This window comes from Fluviicola sp., assembly GCF_039596395.1.
In the GTDB taxonomy this organism is placed as follows: Bacteria; Bacteroidota; Bacteroidia; order Flavobacteriales_D; family Crocinitomicaceae; genus Fluviicola.
The window spans coordinates 1884262-1906163 of sequence record NZ_JBCNJT010000001.1 but is presented as its reverse complement, the minus strand read 5'-3'; the positions used below and the strand labels follow the sequence as shown (position 1 = coordinate 1906163).

18 protein-coding genes and 1 tRNA gene are annotated in these 21902 nt (G+C 42.7%); 17 read left to right on the top strand and 2 right to left on the bottom strand.

Annotated features, from left to right (window positions below; translation table 11 throughout):
• Nucleotide 1: 1 nt before the first annotated feature.
• The 8 genes from tpiA to ABDW02_RS08335 all read left to right on the top strand — a co-directional run bounded on the left by tpiA (nt 2) and on the right by ABDW02_RS08335 (nt 15145).
• Nucleotides 2–763: a triose-phosphate isomerase gene (tpiA, locus tag ABDW02_RS08370; RefSeq protein ID WP_343634047.1), complete on the top strand. Its 762-nt coding sequence runs from the start codon at nt 2–4 to the stop codon at nt 761–763.
• On the top strand, nt 745–1590 hold the full coding sequence (prmA, locus tag ABDW02_RS08365) for a 50S ribosomal protein L11 methyltransferase (RefSeq protein WP_343634045.1): 846 nt from the start codon (nt 745–747) through the stop codon (nt 1588–1590). The genes tpiA and prmA overlap by 19 nt, the downstream gene beginning before the upstream one ends.
• Nucleotides 1587–6209, top strand: coding sequence for a hypothetical protein (locus ABDW02_RS08360; protein WP_343634043.1), 4623 nt, complete (start codon nt 1587–1589; stop codon nt 6207–6209). The genes prmA and ABDW02_RS08360 overlap by 4 nt, the downstream gene beginning before the upstream one ends.
• Nucleotides 6209–6832, top strand: a complete 624-nt coding sequence (gene plsY / locus ABDW02_RS08355) for a glycerol-3-phosphate 1-O-acyltransferase PlsY (protein WP_343634041.1) — start codon at nt 6209–6211, stop codon at nt 6830–6832. Before ABDW02_RS08360 ends, plsY begins: the two co-directional genes overlap by 1 nt.
• A gap of 30 nt (nt 6833–6862) precedes the next feature.
• Nucleotides 6863–13831 (top strand): hypothetical protein, encoded by a 6969-nt coding sequence (locus ABDW02_RS08350; RefSeq protein WP_343634039.1) that lies wholly within the window; start codon nt 6863–6865, stop codon nt 13829–13831.
• A 103-nt stretch (nt 13832–13934) separates the two neighbouring features.
• Nucleotides 13935–14204 (top strand): ATP-dependent Clp protease adaptor ClpS, encoded by a 270-nt coding sequence (locus ABDW02_RS08345; protein WP_343634037.1) that lies wholly within the window; start codon nt 13935–13937, stop codon nt 14202–14204.
• Nucleotides 14205–14288: 84 nt separating this feature from the next.
• Nucleotides 14289–14365: transfer RNA gene (locus ABDW02_RS08340), tRNA-Arg, on the top strand.
• A gap of 282 nt (nt 14366–14647) precedes the next feature.
• Nucleotides 14648–15145: a hypothetical protein gene (locus tag ABDW02_RS08335; protein WP_343634035.1), complete on the top strand. Its 498-nt coding sequence runs from the start codon at nt 14648–14650 to the stop codon at nt 15143–15145.
• Between the two features lie 175 nt (nt 15146–15320).
• Here ABDW02_RS08335 and ABDW02_RS08330 read toward each other — a convergent pair whose 3' ends face one another.
• The gene (locus ABDW02_RS08330) at nt 15321–15689 is read right to left on the bottom strand and encodes a helix-turn-helix domain-containing protein (protein WP_343634033.1); all 369 of its coding nucleotides are present in this window, start codon (nt 15687–15689) and stop codon (nt 15321–15323) included.
• Nucleotides 15690–15790: 101 nt separating this feature from the next.
• Between ABDW02_RS08330 and ABDW02_RS08325 the strand changes: the two genes are divergently transcribed.
• A complete protein-coding gene (locus tag ABDW02_RS08325) occupies nt 15791–16729 on the top strand; it encodes an NAD(P)-dependent alcohol dehydrogenase (RefSeq protein ID WP_343634031.1) in 939 nt (312 codons plus the stop codon).
• 6 nt (nt 16730–16735) lie between these two features.
• On the opposite strand, the gene ABDW02_RS08320 is transcribed toward ABDW02_RS08325, so the two are convergent.
• Nucleotides 16736–17095: a helix-turn-helix domain-containing protein gene (locus ABDW02_RS08320; RefSeq protein ID WP_343634028.1), complete on the bottom strand. Its 360-nt coding sequence runs from the start codon at nt 17093–17095 to the stop codon at nt 16736–16738.
• Between the two features lie 125 nt (nt 17096–17220).
• On the opposite strand from ABDW02_RS08320, the gene ABDW02_RS08315 reads away from it, so the two are divergent.
• The 8 genes from ABDW02_RS08315 (at nt 17221) to ABDW02_RS08280 (ending at nt 21901) form a co-directional block, all read left to right on the top strand.
• Nucleotides 17221–18015, top strand: a complete 795-nt coding sequence (locus tag ABDW02_RS08315; protein WP_343634026.1) for an SDR family oxidoreductase — start codon at nt 17221–17223, stop codon at nt 18013–18015.
• Nucleotides 18016–18036: 21 nt separating this feature from the next.
• Complete coding sequence (locus ABDW02_RS08310; protein ID WP_343634024.1) at nt 18037–18405, top strand: nuclear transport factor 2 family protein; 369 nt, start codon at nt 18037–18039, stop codon at nt 18403–18405.
• A gap of 58 nt (nt 18406–18463) precedes the next feature.
• Entirely contained in the window at nt 18464–19015 is a 552-nt protein-coding gene (locus tag ABDW02_RS08305) for a DNA-3-methyladenine glycosylase I (protein WP_343634022.1), read from the top strand.
• A 2-nt stretch (nt 19016–19017) separates the two neighbouring features.
• Entirely contained in the window at nt 19018–19368 is a 351-nt protein-coding gene (locus ABDW02_RS08300) for a hypothetical protein (protein ID WP_343634020.1), read from the top strand.
• An 82-nt stretch (nt 19369–19450) separates the two neighbouring features.
• Nucleotides 19451–19906, top strand: a complete 456-nt coding sequence (locus ABDW02_RS08295) for a hypothetical protein (protein WP_343634018.1) — start codon at nt 19451–19453, stop codon at nt 19904–19906.
• 170 nt (nt 19907–20076) lie between these two features.
• Nucleotides 20077–20613, top strand: coding sequence for a DUF2975 domain-containing protein (locus tag ABDW02_RS08290; RefSeq protein ID WP_343634016.1), 537 nt, complete (start codon nt 20077–20079; stop codon nt 20611–20613).
• A 3-nt stretch (nt 20614–20616) separates the two neighbouring features.
• Nucleotides 20617–20841 (top strand): helix-turn-helix transcriptional regulator, encoded by a 225-nt coding sequence (locus tag ABDW02_RS08285; RefSeq protein ID WP_343634014.1) that lies wholly within the window; start codon nt 20617–20619, stop codon nt 20839–20841.
• A gap of 145 nt (nt 20842–20986) precedes the next feature.
• Complete coding sequence (locus tag ABDW02_RS08280) at nt 20987–21901, top strand: SDR family oxidoreductase (protein ID WP_343634013.1); 915 nt, start codon at nt 20987–20989, stop codon at nt 21899–21901.
• The last annotated feature ends 1 nt before the right edge of the window (nt 21902 follow it).

Below are 21902 nucleotides of genomic sequence, written 5' to 3'. Positions count from 1 at the left end.
CATGCGCTCAAAAATTGTAGCAGGAAACTGGAAAATGAATTTGTCTCAGCAAGAGGCGAAAGCATTGTGTAAAGAAGTGAACAACATGAATATCGGTTCGGAAATAGAAGTCTATATTTTTCCGCCGATGTTGTATGTGAGTGATTGCAAAGCAATTTCCACCCATGTGAAAGTAGGAGCGCAAAATGCCTATCCGAAAGATACGGGCGCTTTTACAGGCGAAGTAAGTATGTGGCAGTTGAAAGAAGCTGGAATTGAGGCGGTTTTGATCGGTCACTCCGAAAGAAGGGAATATTTCAACGAAGACAATGCGTTGCTAAAACAAAAGCTGGATGCGGCCTTGGCTCACGGGATCAAACCGTTTTTTTGCTGCGGAGAACCTTTGGAAATCCGTCAGAACGGGACATTCCTGGAATATGTCAAAAAGCAGCTGGTGGAAAGCGTCTTCCATCTTTCAGCGGAAGATTTCTCCAAAGTGGTATTGGCTTATGAGCCGATCTGGGCAATCGGCACCGGGCAAACGGCATCGACAGAACAGGCTGAAGAGATGCATGCGGCAATCAGATCGTGGATCGAAGAGCAGTATGGAAAAGAAATTGCAGAAAATTCATCCGTTTTATATGGTGGAAGTTGTAACCCGGGCAATGCTCAGGCGTTATTTGCATGCGAAAATGTAGATGGAGGATTGATCGGAGGAGCGTCTTTGAAAGCTGCTGATTTTTCTGTTTTAGTAGCTGAAGGAACATGGACTATTTTGAATTAACGGTAACAATTGAGCCAAGAGAGCCTTGGTCGGATATTTTAGTGGCCGAATTGGCCGAATGGGGATTCGAAAGTTTCGTGGAAACGGAAGGCGGTATCCAGGCTTACGCTCCTGTTCAAATTGGCGATGTTTCATCCATTTTGAAACAAACATGCATTCACGATAACAGCGAAATCAAAGTGGATTGGAAACTGGAAGAAATTCCGCACCAGAACTGGAACGCAACCTGGGAAGAATCCTTTGATCCCGTTTTGGTCGATTCGAGATTGGCAATTATTGCGCCTTTTCACGATGCGAATGACTTTCCGGACAGGGAATTAATTGTCATCCAGCCGCAAATGTCTTTCGGGACCGGACATCACCAAACTACGTACCTGATGTCACAATTCCTGCTTGATTTACACTCACTACCTGAACGCGTATTGGACATGGGAACGGGAACGGGAGTTTTGGCAATTTTAGCAGAGAAAAAAGGAGCGACCGATATTTTGGCTGTGGACATCGAATCCTGGTCGGTAGAAAACACCCTTGAAAATGCACAGCGCAACGGCTGCACGAAGATTCGCGGCTTGTTGGGAGATATCGATGCGATCACTGAAAAAGATTTTGGTGTGATCCTTGCTAACATCAACAAAAATGTATTGAAAAGACATTTGCCTGATTACGCAAAACTATGTTCCGATAACGGCTTACTTTATTTAAGCGGGTTCTTCACTTCCGATGTTCCGGAATTGGAAGATGCTGCGAAAAAAGCAGGATTCGAATTAGTAGAAGTAAGAGATAAAGAAACGTGGGCATCCATGAAACTTAAAAAAGTAGAACTATGAAAAAATGGGGATTCATTTTAATGGCACTGTTGTGGGCTGCAAATTCATTTGCTCAGACTTATCCTGAAGACAGAGAAAAATTTGTAAAAACAATCAGTTCATTAACCAGTGAGTATTTGGATAAGGAACAGAAAGACTTTTTGAAAGACGAGTTCTCTGTGACACTGCTTAAATCAACGGATTTTCCGGATAAGTACTTTTCGAAAATGGTTGCAACTGCCAACCTGATGGAAAGCAAACGATTGAAAGTATACCCGGAAATCTACAATTATGTATTTTCCGTTTATTCATTCGTTAAGAACAAACAGCCCGAATCCTCTTTTACCGCATGGCATAGTTCCGTAGATAAACTCCTGGACGCCAAGAATATCAATAAATTCAAAGATTTCATCGAGTTGTCCGCCGGGTTCTTCTCAAAAGGAATGCTGGCCAGTTCTTCCAATGAAGAATGGTATTTCTACGGAGGTTACGTATTCGAATTTACCGACAAACCGGTCATTAAGTTTACAAACGGACGCCTGGTTTGTGGATTCCCGAACAAAGGGGTGAAGAAAGGTGAGCCGCGTTTTCTGGATTCACTGGTGGTTTACAACACCTCGGGAACTTACGATCCGATCCTGAAAAAATGGATCGGGCAGGGAGGAAAAGTAAACTGGGTGAAAGTGGGGCTGAAAGACAGTGAAACTTTTGCAGAATTGGGAAATTACGATGCTTCCATGAAGTCGAATTTCCTGAAAGCGGATACCGTTTCCTTAACAAGTCCGTTTTTCCCGGGAAAAAAGGTAAAAGGAACACTGAATGAACGTGCATTCCGTATTATTCGTGAAGCAGACCGCAATTATCCGCAGTTTATCTCCTTCGAACGAAAATTGAGTATCAATAACGTACTTCCGGATATGGATTACGTAGGAGGATTTTCCCTGCAGGGCGCAAGCGTTATCGGTATTGGAAATGCCACCGAATTGGCACAGTTGACCATTAAACGGAACGGAAAAAAATTCCTGGTAGCAAAAACGCAATACATTGCTATTGAACCGGCTAAAATCGTTTCGAATGTCACACAAACCACTTTATATGTGGCTGAAAAAGATTCCATTACGCATCCGGGTGTCGGGTTCACGTATACGAAGGATTCAAATGTGGTGGAATTAACCCGCGGAAAATCAGGAGTTTTGCAGTCGCCGTTTACCGATTCTTACCATCAATTGGAATGGTACGTTCAAAAAGTAGTTTGGAAACGCACCGGAAATGACTTGTTGTTTACCTATGAATTCGGTACGAGCCAGGAACAACGTATTGCTCGCTTTGAGTCTATGAATTTCTACGACGGAAGATTGTATGACCGTTTGCAGGGAATGGAACAGGTCCATCCGCTTGCTTCGTTGTACAACTACTGTTACAAGTATGATGAATTCACCTTGACGGAAGGAAAAGCCGCAACGGCCCTGGGTAAAACGGTGGAGCAGGTAAAAACACAGTTGCTGGATCTGGCGTCTTACGGATTTATCAGTTACGATACGGAGAACAAAATTATCAAGGTAAACCAAAAAACGAAAGTATTTATTGAGTCCCGTGCAGGTAAGCGTGACTACGACAACCTGATCTTTGTTTCGGATATGCGTCCGAAGGCGAAAATTGCCCCGGAACAATTGAAAGACAATCCGGCACTGCAAAAAGTGGCGGCCCAGGATTCATTGCTGGCTATCCAGAGAAGAACCATGCCGAACTTCGGTTCCATGAACCTGGGAACGATGGAAATGGCGCTGGAAGCAGTAGACCGTGTAACGATTTCGGATGCGCAGGGATCATTTGTTTTGCCGGACAGAGCACAAGTGAAAATCAGCAAGAACAGAGACTTTAAGTTCACAGGATGGGCTTCTTCCGGGAAGTTTGAGATCCACACGCTGGAGGCAAATTATGCCTACGATGCAAACAAGATCAACCTGATCAGAACCGATAAGAGTTATTTCCGTGCAAAACCGCTTTCACAGGCAGACGGTAACAGATCCATTGCTTTAGGTTCTGCATTGAACGGAGTGGTGGGAGAGATCCTTGTGGATGATCCTTCAAACCGTTCGGGAATGAAAAAAGATCCTGCTTTCGGAAAATTCCCGATTTTGAAGTCAACGAAACCGTCGAAGGTTTACTACAATCAATACGATTTGTTTAAAGGAGCTTACGATTCTGCGCGTTTTTATTATACGTGTGCTCCATTTGAAATGGATAGTTTGGACAACTTCTCGGAAAAATCATTCCGTTTGAAAGGAGAATTGGTTTCTGCAGGTATTTTCCCGGTAATCAAAGAAGATTTGAAAATTATGCCGGATTATTCCCTTGGATTCAGTACCATAGCACCGCCGGAAGGACATGTTTTCTATGGTACAAAAGCGATGTACAAGAATAAGATCGTTTTGTCCAACAACGGATTGCAGGGAGCGGGAGTGATCAACTTCATTCAGTCGATTTCCGATTCGAAAGCATTTACCTTCCTGCCGGATTCTACGCTTGGATACGCCAAGTTTGAGAATAAACCCGTAGAAGCAGGAGTGCAATTCCCAGATGTAAAATCGCCGGATGCATTCATTACATACCTTCCGAGACAAAACGTTCTGAAAGCTTCTTCCACGCAGGAGAACGAATTGACCTTCTTTAACGGGGAAGCGAAAATGAAAGGAACTGCTATTGTTCAACCGACCGGAATGACCGGATTCGGAATTATGTCCATGCAAAAAGCAAACCTGGGATCCGATCATTTCAAATTTAAACGCTATGACATCGATTCCGATACCTCGGTCTTTAATCTGAAGAATCCGTATCCGGAAGAAGGAGAGAGTCCGTTGGCATTCTCATCCAATAATGTCAATGCACACATATCATTCAAAGACCGCAAAGGAGATTTCAAATCAAATGACGGGGAAGAGCTGAAAATTTTCCCTGTAATCAAGTACGCTGCAAAAGTGGATATTTTCACCTGGCTGATGGATCAGGACGAAATGGAATTGTCTAAAAAAGGAGGAGGTAACAGTTCCGGGGATATCAACATCAATACCGATCTGAACCTGGCTCAGCCAAATATGTTCTCCATTCACCCGGACCAGGATTCCCTGCAGTTTGCTGCTCCGAAAGTGAAATTCTCCATGAAGAAAAAAGTGCTTTACTGTTCCAATACAACCTTTATTGATGTAGCGGATGCACGTATTTACCCGGATAGCGCGAAAGTGACCATTCACAAGAATGCAGTGATGGACCCGTTATTGAATTCGAAGATCGTAGCGAACTACGTAACGAAATACCACACATTCCTGAATGCGAACACGACCATTTCTGCCAGAAGAAAATATACTTCCGAAGGAGATTATCCGTACTACGATGCGGATTCGGTAAAAACATTGATCCACATGGATAAGATCGGGGTCGATTCGACTTCACAAACGGTAGCAACAGGAACCGTGAAAAGCGAAGACGGCTTCAAGTTGAATAAGTATTTCGATTACTACGGTCCGATGAAAATCAGAGCGGCGAATCCGTTGATCAGCTTTAGCGGTGCAACGCGAATCAATCACAATTGTGAGAAGTTTGCGAAGAGTTGGATGTCATTCTCGGCAGAAATTGATCCGAAGAATATCCAGATCCCGGTTACACCGAATATGAAAACACTGGATGGACAAGCTATTGCAGCAGGTATTGTCTGGAGAGATTCGCGTCAGAAAGATTCGATCCGTTTGTATCCGACTTTCCTTTCTTCCCTGGAAGACCCGAACGACCCGATTTTCATCACGGCAACTGGGGTGTTACAATACGATTTCTCTTCGAAGGAATTCCAGATCGGGCCCAAAGAAAAATTGTTGAACCGCAACGAGCCCGGGAACTTCATTTCATTGCATACAGAAAGCTGCGCTATGAACGGAGAAGGAAAAATCAACATGGGAATGGATTACGGAGATATTACAGTTGACGCAATCGGAAATGTTTCCTACAATCAGCAAACGGGTCAGACGGATGTCAACGCAACGATCAAACTCAATCTTCCGATGGATAAAGGCCCGTGGGAAAGTGCCGGACAGCGTATTGTGGATTACGAAGGATCTAAACCTTTGTCTTTTGAAACAACAAATATCGAACAGGCTTTGCTGATGTGGAGCGACCGCAAAACGGCAGATAAGATCAAGTCGGATTACACCCTTTCCGAAGACAAAAAAGTAAAACGCTTACCGGAAGAAATGGAGAAATCGATTGTGATTACAGGTATTCGTCTGAAAAACATCCCGATGAGCAAAGATATCCGCGGATTGATGTCGAGCCTGGAAGGAGCAGCGATCGTGAATATTTACGGAAAACCGGTCATGAGACAGGTAGTGTTCCGCGGCGCGTTCGAACAGATCTATTCTCAGAACGGCGACCATTTCGCGATGATGATGCAGGTTCCGGGCGGACCGGATTACTTATTCGATTACTCCATGCTGAAACGCGACGGAACATTGAATATCATTACAAGTGACTCGGAATTAGCGAATGCAATTAACGGGATCAAGGAAGATAAACGTAAAACAAAAGGATTCTTGTATCAAATCTCAACGAATAGCGTGTATTTAGGCAAACTAAATGCTATTTTTGAATAATGAACTGGACTGATTTTTTATGGGCTATACCTGCATATTTTTTAGGATCGATACCAACAGCAGTTTGGGTAGGTCGTGCAAAATATAATTTAGATGTACGGGAGCACGGAAGTAAGAATGCGGGAGCAACGAATACGTTCCGGGTACTGGGAAAAAAAGCAGGTAGAGTTGTTCTTACAATAGATATTTTAAAAGGAATGCTGGCGGTACTGTTACCATACTTTGTACTGCCGCTTCCTTTTTCTTCGGCACATTTAACACACATTCAACTGGTGGCTTCCTTCATGGCGGTTTTGGGACACGTTTTTCCCATTTTTGCCGGGTTCAAGGGAGGAAAGGGCGTTGCCACTTCTCTGGGAGTGATCGTGGGGCTGCAACCGGCTGCTGCTGCAATTTGCCTGGTTGTTTTCCTGGTAGTCTTTATTACATCTCATTATGTTTCCCTGGGATCCATCAGCGCAGCGATTGTGTTTTCAGGTTGTTTGTGGTTATTTCCCATAAATACGTACGCTTTACCTATCTTTGGGTCATTGTTGGCGTTCATTGTCATTTTTGCCCATCGTAAAAATATCTCCCGGTTATTGAATGGAACAGAAAGTAAAATGAACCTTTTTAAGAAATAAGCGTATTGCCTCTAAAACAAGAAGTTGAGCTTGAAGTCATTTAAACGTGTAAATGGTTGGTTACTACTATTACTGTTGGTCCTAACAGCTCACTATTCTTTTGCCCAGGAAACCGAAGCCGATTTAAAGCTAAAAGCCGATAAACTCTTCGATGCAGAACAATTTGTGGAAGCAACTCCGCAATTTTTGCACCTCATTGCACTCAACCCTAGATCACCGGAATATAACTACAAATACGGAACTTGCCTCTTGTTCAATTCCTATAAAAAACAGGACGCATTCAAGTACCTGAACTTCAGTATTACGGACCCGAATATTGCGCCGGAAGCTTATTTCTACCTGGGAAAAGCATTTCACCTGAATTTCCAGTTCAACGAAGCCATTAAGAATTACAATATCTACATTCAGAAGAGCGGAGGAAAGCCCAATCCGAATTTTGATATCAACCGGCAGATTGAAATGTGTCAGAACGGGAAGAAATTGCTGACAACTATTACCGATTTGGTGGTTCTGGAAAAAAAAGAGATCGAATATGCTTCTTTCTTCCGCCTGTACAACCTGAAAGATATCGGTGGAGTGATGCTCATTACGGCAGAATACCAGTCGAAGATCGATAAAAAGCGAAACCACACGCCGCTGATCCATTTTCCGGATAAAGCCCAGACAATTTATTATTCTTCTTACGGGGATTCGGAAAAAGGAAGCAAGGATATTTATTGCCGGAAACGCCTTCCCGATGGAAAATGGGGTTTGCCAGCTTTGGTTTCCGGAAGCGTAAACACCGCTTTTGACGAAGATTTTCCTTACCTGAGCCCGAACGGGGAATACTTGTATTTCTGTTCCAAAGGCCACAATTCCATGGGAGGATTCGATGTTTTCCGTTCAAAATTTGATCCTGAAAATAATTCCTTCGGTCCGCCGGAGAATATGGATTTTGCCATTTCTTCGCCGGATAATGATTTGTTTTACGTGGTGGATTCCCTGGAAAAGAATGCCTATTTTGCCTCTTCGCGCCAAAGCCAGAACGGGAAAATCCATGTCTACAAAGTGCGCGTGGACCGTGTGCCGCTGCAATTGGCAATTATCAAAGGAGAATTTGCCTCGACCCTGAACCCGGAAAATAAAAAGATCAGTATTAAAATCACGGATTTCGCTTCCGGGAATGAGATCGGTGTCTTTAAATCCAATGACAAAGGAAGTTACCTGATCACGCTGCCCAAAGGTGGAAAGTATACGTACGAAATGACGGTCGACGGAACAACGGATGTCTACAAAGCTCAGGTCACTATTCCTTTCCTGAAAGAATTCAAACCGCTGAAACAAAAAATCCAGGAAGAATCAACCGGAACGGACGGGAGAGTGGTCCGTGTTGTCGATCAGTTCAACGAATATGTGGAAGATGCAGCCGGAATTTTGGCGGAAGTAATCCGGACAAGAGCAGAATTGAATGTCAATTCGGGAAATTTCGATATCAACGCACTCGATGCCCAGAAGGAAAACAAAAAAGTATTGGCCGATATCGGTTTGGAAGGTGCATCGAACCAGGAAATCATTTCGAAATTTGAGGCCATCCAGCAAAAGCAGGAACAGAAAGTAGACGGATTGACGCGTTTGGAAACCGGTTCGCTGGTTGCCATTGTAGAGAAAGCCGAACAGGTGGAAGCCTTACAGGCTGAAGTGAAAAAGGACGTGGCCAAAGCCAATAATGCCGCCTCCAAGGAAGTAAAGAACGATATTCTCCTGGCGGCAAACGATAAAGTAGCGAAGATCATCGAATTAAAAGAAGAAATCCAGCGCATCGACGCATTTGCAGACAGCGTTTCCAAATTAATACCTAAAGAACAGGAAAAGCTCAAAGCGATTACCGACCTGAAAGAAACGGTGAGTAAATCCGTGGTGGAAGAGAAATACGACCAATTGAAAGAAGCGGTTATTGCAAAAGCGGATGTGGTGAAAAGTATTGAGGGCGAAAAAGAATCGCACCCGGTGGATCATTTGCTGGCGCAAAACGAAGAGCTCGGAAAACAGTTGGGACAGCTGAAAAAGCAGTTGAATTCCTACCAGCAAAGTGAGGCACAGCTGGATAAGGAAATTGCAGCACTCAAAACGGAATTGGCCGCTGCGAAAGCAAAAGACCAGCCGGCTGTTCAATCAAAAATTGATTCCAAAGAGTCTGAAAAACAATTGGTTTCCGAAGAAGTGAAGCGCCTGGACAACAAAATGGCAGAAATTCAGAAAAAGGAACTCGGGAATACGAAGCAGATTACTTTTATTAATAACCTGCAGCATACCAACGATAATAAAACAGCCACAAAAGCAGAGGCTGATGCGAAATTGGAGGTGATTAACACCAACAATGTGCGTGCTTTGGAAGCCTACGTAAAGGAGCAGCTGAAATCGATCGATACGACCCAAATTACTGCAAGAACCAATGATGTATTGGCCCAGGAATCCAAAACACGCGTAGAAGGATTTGAAAAAGATTATGCGGTTTCCCAGGATGCGGTGGACAAGCAGACGGATTTGACCCACGAAGAAAAAGTGGCGCTGAAGGTGAAGAACAACGAGCAGCTGGATAAAAAATTGACGCAGGAACTGGCAAAAATCGATGAAGGTTTGGCGAAGAATCCGGGAGATACGAAGTTGACCGAGCAGCGAAAAGAAGTTGTAGCAATGAAGGATAAAAATGCGAAGAACCGGGAAACCATTCTTTCCGAATCTCAGCTTCCGGTAAACACCACCACTACGGCAGAAAAAGAATTGGCTGCTTTGATGCCGAATTACGATACGGAGTTAAAGAATGCCGGGAATAATTCGAATGCGGAAGAACGCCTGGCAGATCAGAATAAAGTAGATGAAGCCTTGCTGGAGCAGGTAGATAAAGAATTGGATAAAGTCTACGAATCCCTGACAAAAGATCCGTTGAACCAAAAACTGCAGGACAAAAAAGAGGCTTTAACCAAGCTGAAAAAAGACAAGGAAGCAGTGGTGAAAGAGCGCCAGGACAAGCTGGATGAGATTGAAGCGGGCAAGAACGAACAAGTTGCTGCGGTAACGATCGAAAAAGAATTGGCCCAGGTTGCCCCGGATTACGAAGCTGAAAAGAAAGCAATCGGTGATAAGAATGGTTTGGGCGAATTGAAAGCCCTGAATCAATTGGAAACAAAAACCATTGAGTCCATTGATAAGGAATTGACAGCATTAAATCTGAAGACAGATGCGGTCAGCAACAAGCGCAAAGAAGTTCTGAAAGAGTTGAAAGACCAGTTCGAAGAGAACATTATTTCCCGCAACGAAGAAATTAAAACCTTAAGTACAACCGCAATCGTGGAGCCGAAGAATACGGAAAAAGACCTGGTGAAAGAAATCAGCCCGGTCTATGAAGAGAATCTGGCAAAAATCGAGTCCGGAACTGCTTCTCCATCAGAAAAAACAAAAGCGGTCATCGACGAGGAAGTGAAGTTACTTGCAGTGATTAAAGATCAGCAGGACAAGACGAAAAAGATCGTGGCAAAAAATCCGGCTGATTCAGCGGCTATCAACAAACTAATCGATCTGAACCAACTGGAAGCGGTTCACGAAGCAAAGCTGGATGAACAGAAACAAACTGCGGTTTCCCAGGTAAAAGCAAAATTGAAAGACGAGCAGGTTCGCCAGGAAGTCATGCCGGAATACCAGGTTTTGAGTGCGGATGAAATCCAGAATTTGAGTAAGGAAGAAGCCGTTCGAAAATTAGAGGAAGAGCAGAAACTACAGGTTGCGATCGAAAAACAGATCCAGTCAAATACAAAAGCCCTGGAAAAAGAGTTCTCGGCAGAGAAAATTGCCGAAAACCAGGTTTTGACGGAACTTTTGCAGCAATCCAGAGAAACGGAAGAGGAGTTGAAAGCTTCCGCGAATAAAACACCGGTTACAGATACGAATCCTGCATCAGATGTAGCAAGTTTGGAAACTGTATTGGGAAGTGAATACAACTTCGTCATGGCACAAAAGCCTGCAACAAAGGAAGAAGCTGCTAAACAGCTGCAACTTTTGGAGGAAACGGCTAAAACGATCACTTCGAAAATTACCGAAGAAAAACGTGCAGTGAACCCGGATGCGAAGAAGATCGAAAGACTGGAAAGCCAACTGGAGGTCATCAATACCCGTAAAGGAATGGTGGAAGCGGAAACTCCAACTGTAGTTACCAACCCGGCTACGGAAGTGGTGAGCCTGGAGAAAGCGTTGGGCGACGATTACAAGTTTGCGATGACGCAAAAGCCGGCTACAAAGGAAGAAGCGGCGAAACAATTACAAATCCTGGAGGAAGCTTCCAAAACGATCCGGACGAAAATTGCAGAAGAAAAAAGTGCGGCCATCCCGGACACACGCAAGATCGGAATACTGGAAAATCAGTTGGAAGTGCTTCAGAATCGCAAAGCGGCTGTGGAAGCAGAAACACCGGTTTCCGAAGTAGCTGGTTTGGAGCAAGTATTGGGAAGCGAGTACAATTTCGCAATGACCCAAAAACCAGGTAGCAAAGAAGAAGCGGCGAAACAATTGCAAATTCTGAACGAACTGTCGGAAAGCATCGAATCGAAAATAGACGAGGAAAAACGTTCCGAATCCCCAGATGCGAAAAAGATCGAATTGTTGGAGCAGCAACTGGAGGAAATCCGCAAGCGAAAAGGGGTGATTGAGGTGGAAACACCGGTTGCGGTGAAAACCACAGTTTCCGGAAATCCGCAGGCCGATCTGGCAAAACTGAAGGAAGAAGAAACACAGTTGAAGGGACAGCTCGGAACAGCAACTTCAGCCAAAGAAAAAACGGAAATCGCCAATAAATTAGCTGTCAATAAAGAAGCACAGCAGAAAGCGGAAACAGCTATCCAGGAAAAAACGGTTCTGGCTTTGGGAAATACCGCCGCAGAGAAAAAACAGACCCTGGAAGCTGTATCGACTTCCGATCCGGTGAAAAATGCAGTACTTGAACGCGTTTCCACAGGAACTCATTCGTCCGATCCTGTACTGGAAAAAACAAGTCAGGCAACCTTGTTGGATGCGGCAACCGAATACCTGAACAGTCAAAAGATTTTCGAAGAAAGCAAACAAACTGTTCAAACGGAAACGGCTTTAAAAGAACAGAAAAGACGTTTTTCCATTGAGATCGGTGACATTGAAAGCGAGTTGAAAAAGGCAACAACCGACCCGAAGCAGGCAGAAGATTTAAAAAGACAGGAGCAGGCATTTGTAAACGCTGTCGCGAAGATCGATGAGCAGTTAAATGCGCTGAATGCTGAAAAGACTTATGATTTGATCAATGATCCTGCTTTGACAAAATCAGTTTCAATCGAAGAAGAGCAGGCCATTGCTTCCAGTAAAGACTATCCGAAATTGCGCGGACAGCAACAGGAAATCAATCGTTTGAAGGAATCGGCAAACCAGCTGAAAACGAAATTGGAAGAGAAACGCAAGGAATACGTTGCAACGAAAGATCCGGCGGAGCGTGCAGAACTGCAAACGCAGATTCAGCAGCTGTCTAATGAATTGACAGCCAAGAGCGAACAGATAACGGAGAAGGAGAATAGCTTGAATACGGCTTTGAATACGGTGGAAGGCGACAAGCAAGCCTGGAAAAACGTATTGACCCGGGAAGTACAGCCTAAATCAAGCGTTTCCACAACCATTGCCGATGTATTGGCACCGGAAGTAGGGAACGGATTTGAGATAAAACGCGAGCCGGAAGTGGCTCCGGCAGTCATTAAGAAAGCCATTCCGGTAGGAGTGAAGGCACCGACAGGTTTGGTTTACCGCGTTCAGGTAGGAGCATTTGCCAAGCCGATCCCGGAAGCTTTGTTTAAGGAATTCAGCCCGGTAACGGGTGAAAAGCTGGACAACGGAATTACACGTTATCTGGCGGGTTATTTCGGGAACCGTCAGAAAGTACTGGATGCACAGCAGGATATCCGCAACCTGGGTTACAAAGATGCGTTCGTGGTTGCTTATTGCGACGGAAAACGGATTTCCCTGGCAGAAGCGCGCCAATTGGAAGAGCAGGGCTTGTGTAAGCCGATGCGCCAGGATTCGATTGTGATGGAAGTCATTCAAAACACCATTGCACAGCTTCCGGCGGATACTATTGCGAAATACAAAGCTGAACCGAAAGTGAGCGATTACAACAAAGCTCCGGGAGCAGTAGTTGCCATTGCCAGTGAGGAAATCAAAGGATTGTTCTACACGGTCCAGGTCGGTGTTTACAACCGTCCGGCAACAAAAGAGCAGCTGCACGATATCAATCCGTTGGTGACACGCCGTTTGGAAAACGGGCAGATCCGTTATTCCACGGGAACTTTCCGTTCGGTAGACGAAGCACGCCCGAAGAAAGGGGAAGCAGTCGAGAAAGGTGTTTCGGATGCGTTTATTACGGCTTATTTCAACGGAGAACGCATTTCCCTGCAGGAAGCGAAGAACTTGCTGGCAGAGCGCGGAGAAGGAATTCTGTTCAAAGAACAGGAACTTCCGAAAGTACCCGAAACTCCGGTGAATGACCAACTGGCCAAAGAATATGCGAAAGAAAACCCGGTGATCGAAAAACCGGTATTGAACCAATATACGTTGGTTTCGAAAGAAATTTATTCCGAATACCCGCGCAAAATTATGAACCAATTGCGCGTACAGGGAGATTTCTACTTCGATCAAACCGATTTACGCATCAAAACACCTGCAAGTACAGAATTACCGCGTTTGGTAAACAATACGGTGGTGTTTGATACACTGGTACAAATCCCCGGAAAACAAACCGAACTGAATGAACCAAATAAAAAGTTAGTTGTAGGAGTATGGGACTATAAAGAAATTCCCGGTTCCTGGGCAAACTGGTTACTGCGACTGACACTTCCTTACGAAGTAAAAACAAACGCTTCCACGATCGAGATTTCGATGAGCGTCAGTGGCGAAGCACAACGGAAAGAAGTCGAAGGGCTTTTTACCACGCACGGAGCCCGGTTAAAAACAGAATGAAAATGAGTCAGCCGCGGCTGAGGGAATGAAGAACCAATCCTCATTCTGAATCTATTTCTCATTCTGTAAAGAAAGTACTAACTTTGTAAAACAAACAGAATAGATGCAAACGCTTGAACAAAACGAAACAGAGGTCCTGGAATTATTGACAGAACAAAAGGACCTGGTAGTATACAACGATGATTTCAATACATTTGATCACGTGATCGAATCATTGATCAAAGTATGCAAACACGAGGTTGAACAGGCAGTACAATGTACCTACATTGTCCATTTCAATGGCAAATGTCAGGTAAAACGCGGGGATTATGAAAAATTAGAACCGATGTGTACTGCGCTGTTAGAAAGAGGAATAACAGCTGAAATCCAATAGGAATTTAGATTAACAAGAAAAAAAGCGCAAAGATTGCTTGCAAAAACAAAAAAAGCACCTATCTTTGCACCCGTCTAAAGACAAGGCCTCGTAGCTCAATTGAATAGAGCATCAGATTACGGCTCTGAAGGTTTCAGGTTTGACTCCTGACGAGGTCACCACTAAAGTAGAAAAAGGCATTCCTTCGGGGATGCCTTTTGCACTTTGTGGTGACCCTGTAGCGACTGACGAAGAAAGTCTGCTATCAGGAGTCAATATAGAAATCATACTTCGGTAGTTCGCTTTTTCTTTTTGCCCTCTTCGCTAACACGAGTTTTGCGTAAGGTGGGCTTACGTGTAACTTGAAACATAGTGCGACTAAAACTTAGTAATAAATTGAAACTTTGTGCTCTGAAACTCACCCGAACGCAGGGCCTGAAATCCATTATAGAACATCAACGAGAGTGAAACGAAACACAAAGAAAATATTATACGGCTCAATATTGTTAATTGCCCTAGGATGGTCAGTTAATTATTTTTTTAATTATTCAATAGAAGAATCAGAATTAACAGAAATATCAGGATATCTGCGTAGAGAACCGAAATTTGATAGAGGAAAAGGTGGGTGTTATATGGAGCTTGATTTGGATTCAGACCAATATAGATATCAAACTGATGACTTAAGTTATGATGCTTTAGCTACAGATGATGTTAAATCTGAATTAAAGACAGGTAGCCAAATCCAAATTCTAGTATCGAAAAATATTGGATTTGAAGAAATGATGAATTTGTTCGTAGGAATTAAGAGGATATATGGATTAAAATCTAATAAAAAAACATTTCTAAAATTGGATGATTATAACAAGGGAAAAGAAGATACAAGATATTCTCCTTTATTTGTTTGGCTCATTTTTGCTGGGTTATTCATCTACAATTTTTTGATAAAAAAAGATGTTCTATAACACCAAATAATTAAGAGCGCGAAAAGTATTAATTTGTTATGCCTCCTTGCCTATTTGGAAAGCATTGGCTAATAATATCCCGGACACACATCAATCGATTGCTTCAAGTTGCAATACCCGTTCCAAACCCTCCCTCAAAAGTGTGACGTTCCCAGCAAAGTCACAGAGCTAAAACTTAAGGCAACGTTTTAACATGCTCTCTGTGTTTGACTCCCCAATGACTTAAGGACATAATAACATCGTTTAATGTAAAACTATAATCCGTTAGTTCATATTCAATAACTTCAGTAAAATGTTCGGTGTTTACTTTTCGCTTTACAAAGCCATTCAGCTCCAACTCTTTTAATTCATTGGACAAAACTCTTGCTGAAATTCCGGTAACACTCCTCTGCAAATCATTGAACCGTTTAGTGCCATTAAATAAGGAAATGATAATTTTTAATTTCCATTTCCCGCCAATTGCATACAGCGAATCACCTACCGACCTGAGAATTGCCTGATAATATTCTTCACCCGGATTGCAATTTTCAATTTTATCATTCATTGTTCTGACTTTTAAAGCGTCCAAACAGCTAACCTTTTGTATAGCGCTAACTTTTAGTGATCAAATGTAAGGTATGTTTGCTCAACAAATAAAATAAAAGAATGAAATCTGTTATTTACAATCGCTATGGAAACGAGGACACGCTTGAAATAGCGGAATTGCCAATGCCAAGACCTCAAAATAAAGAATTAGTGATCCGGGTAAAAGCGATAAGCCTTAATCCCCGGGATACGAGTGCCAGAAACGGTGACTACAAATTATTTATGAACCGAAAGTTTCCAAAACAAACCGGTGCTGATTTTGCAGGTATCGTAACAACCGTTGGCAAAGACATCAAAAATTTCAAAGTCGGGGATGAAGTTTTTGGATATGAACCTTCATTGAACAAAGGAACAGCTTCGGAGTACATAACCATAGCTGAAAGTTTCATTGCTCATAAACCGAAAATAGTAAGCTTTGAAGAAGCATCCGTTCTGGGTTGTGTGTATTTATGTGCATTACAATCAATCAGGGACAAATGCCAAATCAAACCAGGCGACAAGGTAGCAGTATTCGGTGCTTCCGGCGGTGTTGGAACAGCGGCAATTCAACTGGCAAAATATTACGGGGCGGAAGTAACTGCAGTAGCCCGTTCTTCCAGCGAAGAATTCTGCAAAGAACAGGGTGCTGACTATTTCATTTCATATGACAAAAACGACATTTTTGCATCGGAGAAAAAATACGATGTTTTTTTTCAGGTATTTGGAAAGAACAACGCCTACTATTCTAAGGCAAAGAAAATTTTACAGCCTGATGGCATTTTTATTTGTCTGATACCCTTACCTAAATACATTTTAAAAATGCTTTTTGCAAGGCCTGCTTTCAAATTTACTTTGGTAAAGTCGAAGAGTGAAGACCTGGCTTTTATTTCGAAACTTGCCGACCAAAAGGTGATCAAACCGATCATTTCTAAAAACTACGATTTGCCGGATATAAAAGAAGCTCATAAAGCTCTGACAAATGGCAGTGTCAATGGTAAACTAGTCGTAAGCATCCAATGAACGTTCCTAATTTTCCAGCCTTTTCAGAATGAGTTTTCGTAAGCGTTCCTCATGATCATCAGCCCACTGACCCATTGCGGCAATTACAGGGATAACCGATTTTCCAAAATCCGTGAGGCTGTATTCCACTTTGGGAGGAACAACCGGATAAATAACTTTGGTAATCAATTCATGGTCTTCCAGTTCTTTCAACTGAATATTAAGCACACGCCTGGTTGCATCCGGAATTTTCCGTTGCAGTTCACTCGGGCGTTTATGCCCTTCATTGATAAACCACAATAAGCGGATTTTCCATTTTCCATAGAGTACTTCGCCAATCAGATCCAGCCCGCAATTCAGGTTCGGAATAATCTTTCTTTCATACATAAAACAAAGTTAAACCTATGTTCCAAATTGTGCAATAGGGGAAAAATTTATCCCTATATGAATCGTAATTCCGTACTTGTGAGCACCGTACATATGTCTCAACTTTGCCTGAAACAATTTAAAAGATGGAACAGACATTTAATTACGACAATGAATTATCAGACAAAATTGCTTTGGTAACAGGAGGAACAAAAGGAGCCGGAAGGGCTATTGCGGAAAGGCTGCTAAAAGCCGGTGCAACAGTGATTATTACCGCAAGAAACGCACCTGAGAAAGAAAACGATAAGCTGCACTTTATCGCTTCGGATTTAAGCACACCGGCAGGATCACAAAAAGTAGTCAGTGAAGTGCTGTCAACTTATGGAAGGCTGGATATCCTGGTGAACAACCTCGGATCTTCGGCAACACCGGCCGGTGGCTTCCAGGTATTGAGTGATGATGATTGGGAATCAACCCTGCAGGCAAATTTACTGGCTCCTGTTCGACTGGACAGAGGATTTTTACCACAAATGATTGAGCGGAAAAGTGGTGTGATTATTCACATTGCATCCATTCAGGGTAAATTGCCGTTGTACGATTCTACGTTGCCCTATGCAGCTGCCAAAGCCGGGCTGAGAAATTACAGCAAGAGTTTATCCAATGAAGTGACGCCGAAAGGTGTTCGCGTACTAACCGTTTCGCCGGGATGGATAAATACAACGGCATCGATAGCCTGGTTGGGCGAGATCGCAAGAAATGCGAACAGCACGGTGGAAGAAGCTCAGCAAGGTGTGATGGATGCATTGGGTGGAATACCTTACGGAAGACCTGTCGAACCGGAAGAAGTAGCTGAATTGGTAGGCTTTCTGGTTTCACCGAGAGCCGGGTATTTATCAGGAACTGAATTTGTAATCGATGGAGGCACAGTGCCAACCATTTAAGAATCATTAAAAAACAGAAATATGAAATCAAATATGCACGAACAGACGAACAATACACATTCTTTGAGTAATTTGCCGAAAGTAATTACCGATTTAATTATAGCACAAAACAATTTTGACAGTGTGGCCTATGCCAACTGTTTTGCTGAAACAGGAGTGATGTTGGATGAAGGTAAAACCCATACGGGGAGAATCGAAATCGAAAAATGTATAGATGAATCAAACAAGAAATACAAATCCGTGATGAAACCTCTTGAATATACCGAAAATGGAACTTCAGGCTTGCTGTCTGCAGAGTGTTCAGGTACATTTCCCGGAAGTCCGCTTGTATTGAAGTTTCATTTTGAGATTGTTGACGGACAAATTCAGCACTTAAACGTAACAGATTAATAGTTAAACAGCGAGTGGCTGATTTTAAAGCCACTCGCTGTTTTTAAATACTTACATGATGAGTTATTGTAACGCTATAGAAGCCATGCAACAGGGAGACAAAAAAGCATTGCACAAAAATTACCACGACCATTATTACGGTTTTCCGCTTCACGATGATCATGAATTATTCTGTCGCCTGGTAATGGAAATCAATCAGGCAGGTTTAAGTTGGGAAACCATTTTAAAAAAGGAAGCATCTTTTCGCAAAGCATACAGCAATTTCAACATTCGTGAGGTTGCTGCTTATACGGAAAGTGACCGCGAACGCCTCCTGGCTGATGCCGGAATCATCCGCAATAAACTAAAAATAAATGCAGCTATTGAAAATGCAAAAGTCATTTTAAAGTTGCAGGAGGAATTTGGTTCCTTTGAAAAGTGGCTGGAGCATCATCACCCCAAAACAAAAGAAGAATGGGTGAAGTTATTTAAAAAGACTTTCCGTTTCACAGGTGGTGAAATTGTCAATGAGTTTTTAATGAGTATCGGTTATTTGCGTGGAGCACATGCTGAAAATTGTCCGGTCCATCAGCAAATACTCGAAAAGAAACCCATGTGGGCAAACAAGTAACCATGAAAGAGGATGCTTTAACCGCATTGGACAACTATTACCAGAAGCAGGAACCGGCTATAAAAGAATGTTTGCTTGCCTTAAAATTCATCCTGCTTTCGATAGATGAGCAGGTAGTACATACCAGAAAATATCAAATCCCGTTTTTCCGTTACAAGGAATTTGAGCTTGGTTTCTTATGGGTTCACAAAAAGAAGATTGTTGTTGGATTCGTGGAGGATAAAAAGACAGTATCCTCCAAAGGTCGTGGAAAACACCAGGTAACAACGCTCGAAGTAAATCCTTCGGATGACATTCCTGTCGACAAAATCACGCAAGGGTTCAAACGATTAATTGAGAAATACGGGCACTAATTCAACAAAAGGTCATACGAGAGTCTGCACAAACACCGATTGATTTTCAATTAATTAAATATATTTAGAAAAAATAGTACTTATGAAAACAATCAAACTCATGTCATTCGTTGCAATGGCGCTATTTGCGTTTACCCTGAATGGGTGTTCGGATGAAAAAACAGATACTGCTACCGGCGAAAAGGGCGAGGCGTCTGAAGTAATGACTACCGAAATGTTCATCGAAGAAGCCAATAAAATGGGAGCAGAAGCCTTTGAAAAGAAATATCCAACCGATTCTGAAATTGAATTAAGCGGCGAGTCGCAATTTCCTGCTACCTGGGACGATAAAATTGCGGTGAAATTTGGTCCTGAAACAAATTATTTGCCGCTAACGGCAGAGTTTATGTTTACAGATAACGGCGGTTCGGCAGAAGCAACAAAAGAAAAAACCGGATTTGGTGAAACAGTGCATTTCAAAGGAAAATTAGGAGTTTCATTTTTTGATGAGAAAGGAAAGCTGAATAGCCTGACTATTTCAAATTGCAAGGTTTTGTAACTGTATAGGCAGGTACAGCAATCTAAAAACAAGGATAAAAGCATTATTCGGATTTCGGATAATGCTTTTTTATTGAAGGATTGTGGATATAAATGTATTGAATAGGAATATTTATTTGTTGTTTATCAATAAATTTTTTATGTTTATCCCATCGATTTAAACTATTTATTATGTCAAAAACAAACAACTTCGTCTTTTGGTCCTTGTATGTGGTGGCCTGGCTCATTTTTGTCGGCTTGTCTATTGAAGCAGGAGGCCTGCTTGTAAATTTCTTTTTTAGCCTCTACAAACCTGAATTTATTCATAATCTGTATCAAAAATTGGACTTAAGCGAGGTATATAAAGCCAGCAAAATGGTTTTTTTCAGCATTTATAGTTTTATTCTGATCATTTCCATTTTAAAAGCTTTTCTGTTTTACGTAGTTATCCGGCTAATGCACAAGATGGATTTGTCAAAACCGTTCAATACGTTTGTGGCGGGGCAAATTTCGCAAATCAGTTATTACACACTTTCCATTGGACTGTTAAGTTACATTGCCAGACAGTCGGTTAAAAATCTAATGCACCACAGTTTTGTTCCCGACAACTTAAACAAATTTTGGGTCGATAGTGAAGCCTTTATTTTAATGGGAGCTGTCATTTATATTATTGCTACTATTTTCAGGAAAGGGGTAGAGATCCAAAACGAAAATGATTTAACGGTTTAATCTATGGCAATCATTGTAAATTTAGATGTCATGATGGCAAAGCGCAAGATGTCACTGAATGAACTTTCCGAAAAAGTGGGGCTGACTTTATCGAATCTTTCCATATTAAAGACCGGAAAAGCGAAGGCAATTCGATTTAGTACATTGGAGGCAATTTGTAATGTATTGGATTGCCAGCCAGGCGACATCCTGGAATATGTTACGGATGAAAAAAATACTTCTGATTAACGATAAAATCAACGTATTTCGCTTATTTTCAGGTGAAAACGGAAATCAATCCACTTTCGGCTAAACCAAAAGTCGTTTCGGCTAAATCTGCTTTTTGAAACCGTTGCAACTTTGCTCTAACAAAAACAGGTAAATACAAAACACTATGAAAAATTGGACGGCAGCTGATATTCCTCAAAGAAATGAGGGTTTAGCAGTAATTACAGGTAGCACGGAAGGAGTAGGGTATGAAGATGCGCTGGCTTTATCGTCAGCCGGATGGAATGTCATCATGATGGGACGCAACCCGCAAAAAGGCGCTGAGGCAATTGCGAAGATACAGCGCATGAACCCGAAGGCAAAAGTGAGTTTTGAAAAAATAGACCTTGCGGATTTGTCTTCGATCAAAGCTTTTGCTTCACGAATGATTTCGAAAGGGCAGGCGATTGATCTTCTGATCAATAACGCCGGAGTAATGACACCGCCGAAACGGCTTGAAACTGCTGACGGTTTCGAGTTGCAATTCGGAACCAACCACATCGGCCACTTTGCGTTGACGGCTCAATTACTTCCGTTATTGCGCAAATCGCCCGGTGCGCGCGTTGTAACGGTTTCAAGTGTGGCGAATCGTGCAGGTCAAATCAATTTTGAAGACCTTCAGTCCAAATCCTCATATACTCCCATGAAAGCATACGGCCAGGCAAAACTCGCCAATCTGATGTTTGCTTTGGAACTTCAGCGTCAAAGCGAAAAGCACGGCTGGGGAATAACGAGCATGGCTTCTCATCCGGGAGTTTCCCGCACAAACCTGCTGATTAATGGCGCCGGGCGATGGAGTTTTGCAGGAATTATGAGAACTTTTTTTCCGTTTTTGTTCCAGCCAACCGCACAGGGAGCATTACCCACATTGTATGCAGCCACATCCCCGAGCGCTAAAGGAGGATCGTATTACGGACCAAACAAAATGGGTGAAACCAGAGGATTTCCATCTCCCGCAAAAATACCCGTACAAGCAACGGATCTGGCTGTTTCTTCCAGATTATGGGAGGTTTCTCAGCAGTTGGCAAAAGTTGAATTTTAGG

What these genes read in the sequence shown, in the direction of transcription:
- tpiA (WP_343634047.1), top strand. Translation starts at nt 2, where the DNA reads ATGCGCTCAAAAATTGTAGCAGGAAACTGGAAAATGAATTTGTCTCAG.
- prmA (WP_343634045.1), top strand. Translation starts at nt 745, where the DNA reads ATGGACTATTTTGAATTAACGGTAACAATTGAGCCAAGAGAGCCTTGG.
- ABDW02_RS08360 (WP_343634043.1), top strand. Translation starts at nt 1,587, where the DNA reads ATGAAAAAATGGGGATTCATTTTAATGGCACTGTTGTGGGCTGCAAAT.
- plsY (WP_343634041.1), top strand. Translation starts at nt 6,209, where the DNA reads ATGAACTGGACTGATTTTTTATGGGCTATACCTGCATATTTTTTAGGA.
- ABDW02_RS08345 (WP_343634037.1), top strand. Translation starts at nt 13,935, where the DNA reads ATGCAAACGCTTGAACAAAACGAAACAGAGGTCCTGGAATTATTGACA.
- ABDW02_RS08330 (WP_343634033.1), bottom strand. Translation starts at nt 15,689, where the DNA reads ATGAATGATAAAATTGAAAATTGCAATCCGGGTGAAGAATATTATCAG.
- ABDW02_RS08325 (WP_343634031.1), top strand. Translation starts at nt 15,791, where the DNA reads ATGAAATCTGTTATTTACAATCGCTATGGAAACGAGGACACGCTTGAA.
- ABDW02_RS08320 (WP_343634028.1), bottom strand. Translation starts at nt 17,095, where the DNA reads ATGTATGAAAGAAAGATTATTCCGAACCTGAATTGCGGGCTGGATCTG.
- ABDW02_RS08315 (WP_343634026.1), top strand. Translation starts at nt 17,221, where the DNA reads ATGGAACAGACATTTAATTACGACAATGAATTATCAGACAAAATTGCT.
- ABDW02_RS08310 (WP_343634024.1), top strand. Translation starts at nt 18,037, where the DNA reads ATGAAATCAAATATGCACGAACAGACGAACAATACACATTCTTTGAGT.
- ABDW02_RS08305 (WP_343634022.1), top strand. Translation starts at nt 18,464, where the DNA reads ATGAGTTATTGTAACGCTATAGAAGCCATGCAACAGGGAGACAAAAAA.
- ABDW02_RS08300 (WP_343634020.1), top strand. Translation starts at nt 19,018, where the DNA reads ATGAAAGAGGATGCTTTAACCGCATTGGACAACTATTACCAGAAGCAG.
- ABDW02_RS08295 (WP_343634018.1), top strand. Translation starts at nt 19,451, where the DNA reads ATGAAAACAATCAAACTCATGTCATTCGTTGCAATGGCGCTATTTGCG.
- ABDW02_RS08290 (WP_343634016.1), top strand. Translation starts at nt 20,077, where the DNA reads ATGTCAAAAACAAACAACTTCGTCTTTTGGTCCTTGTATGTGGTGGCC.
- ABDW02_RS08285 (WP_343634014.1), top strand. Translation starts at nt 20,617, where the DNA reads ATGGCAATCATTGTAAATTTAGATGTCATGATGGCAAAGCGCAAGATG.
- ABDW02_RS08280 (WP_343634013.1), top strand. Translation starts at nt 20,987, where the DNA reads ATGAAAAATTGGACGGCAGCTGATATTCCTCAAAGAAATGAGGGTTTA.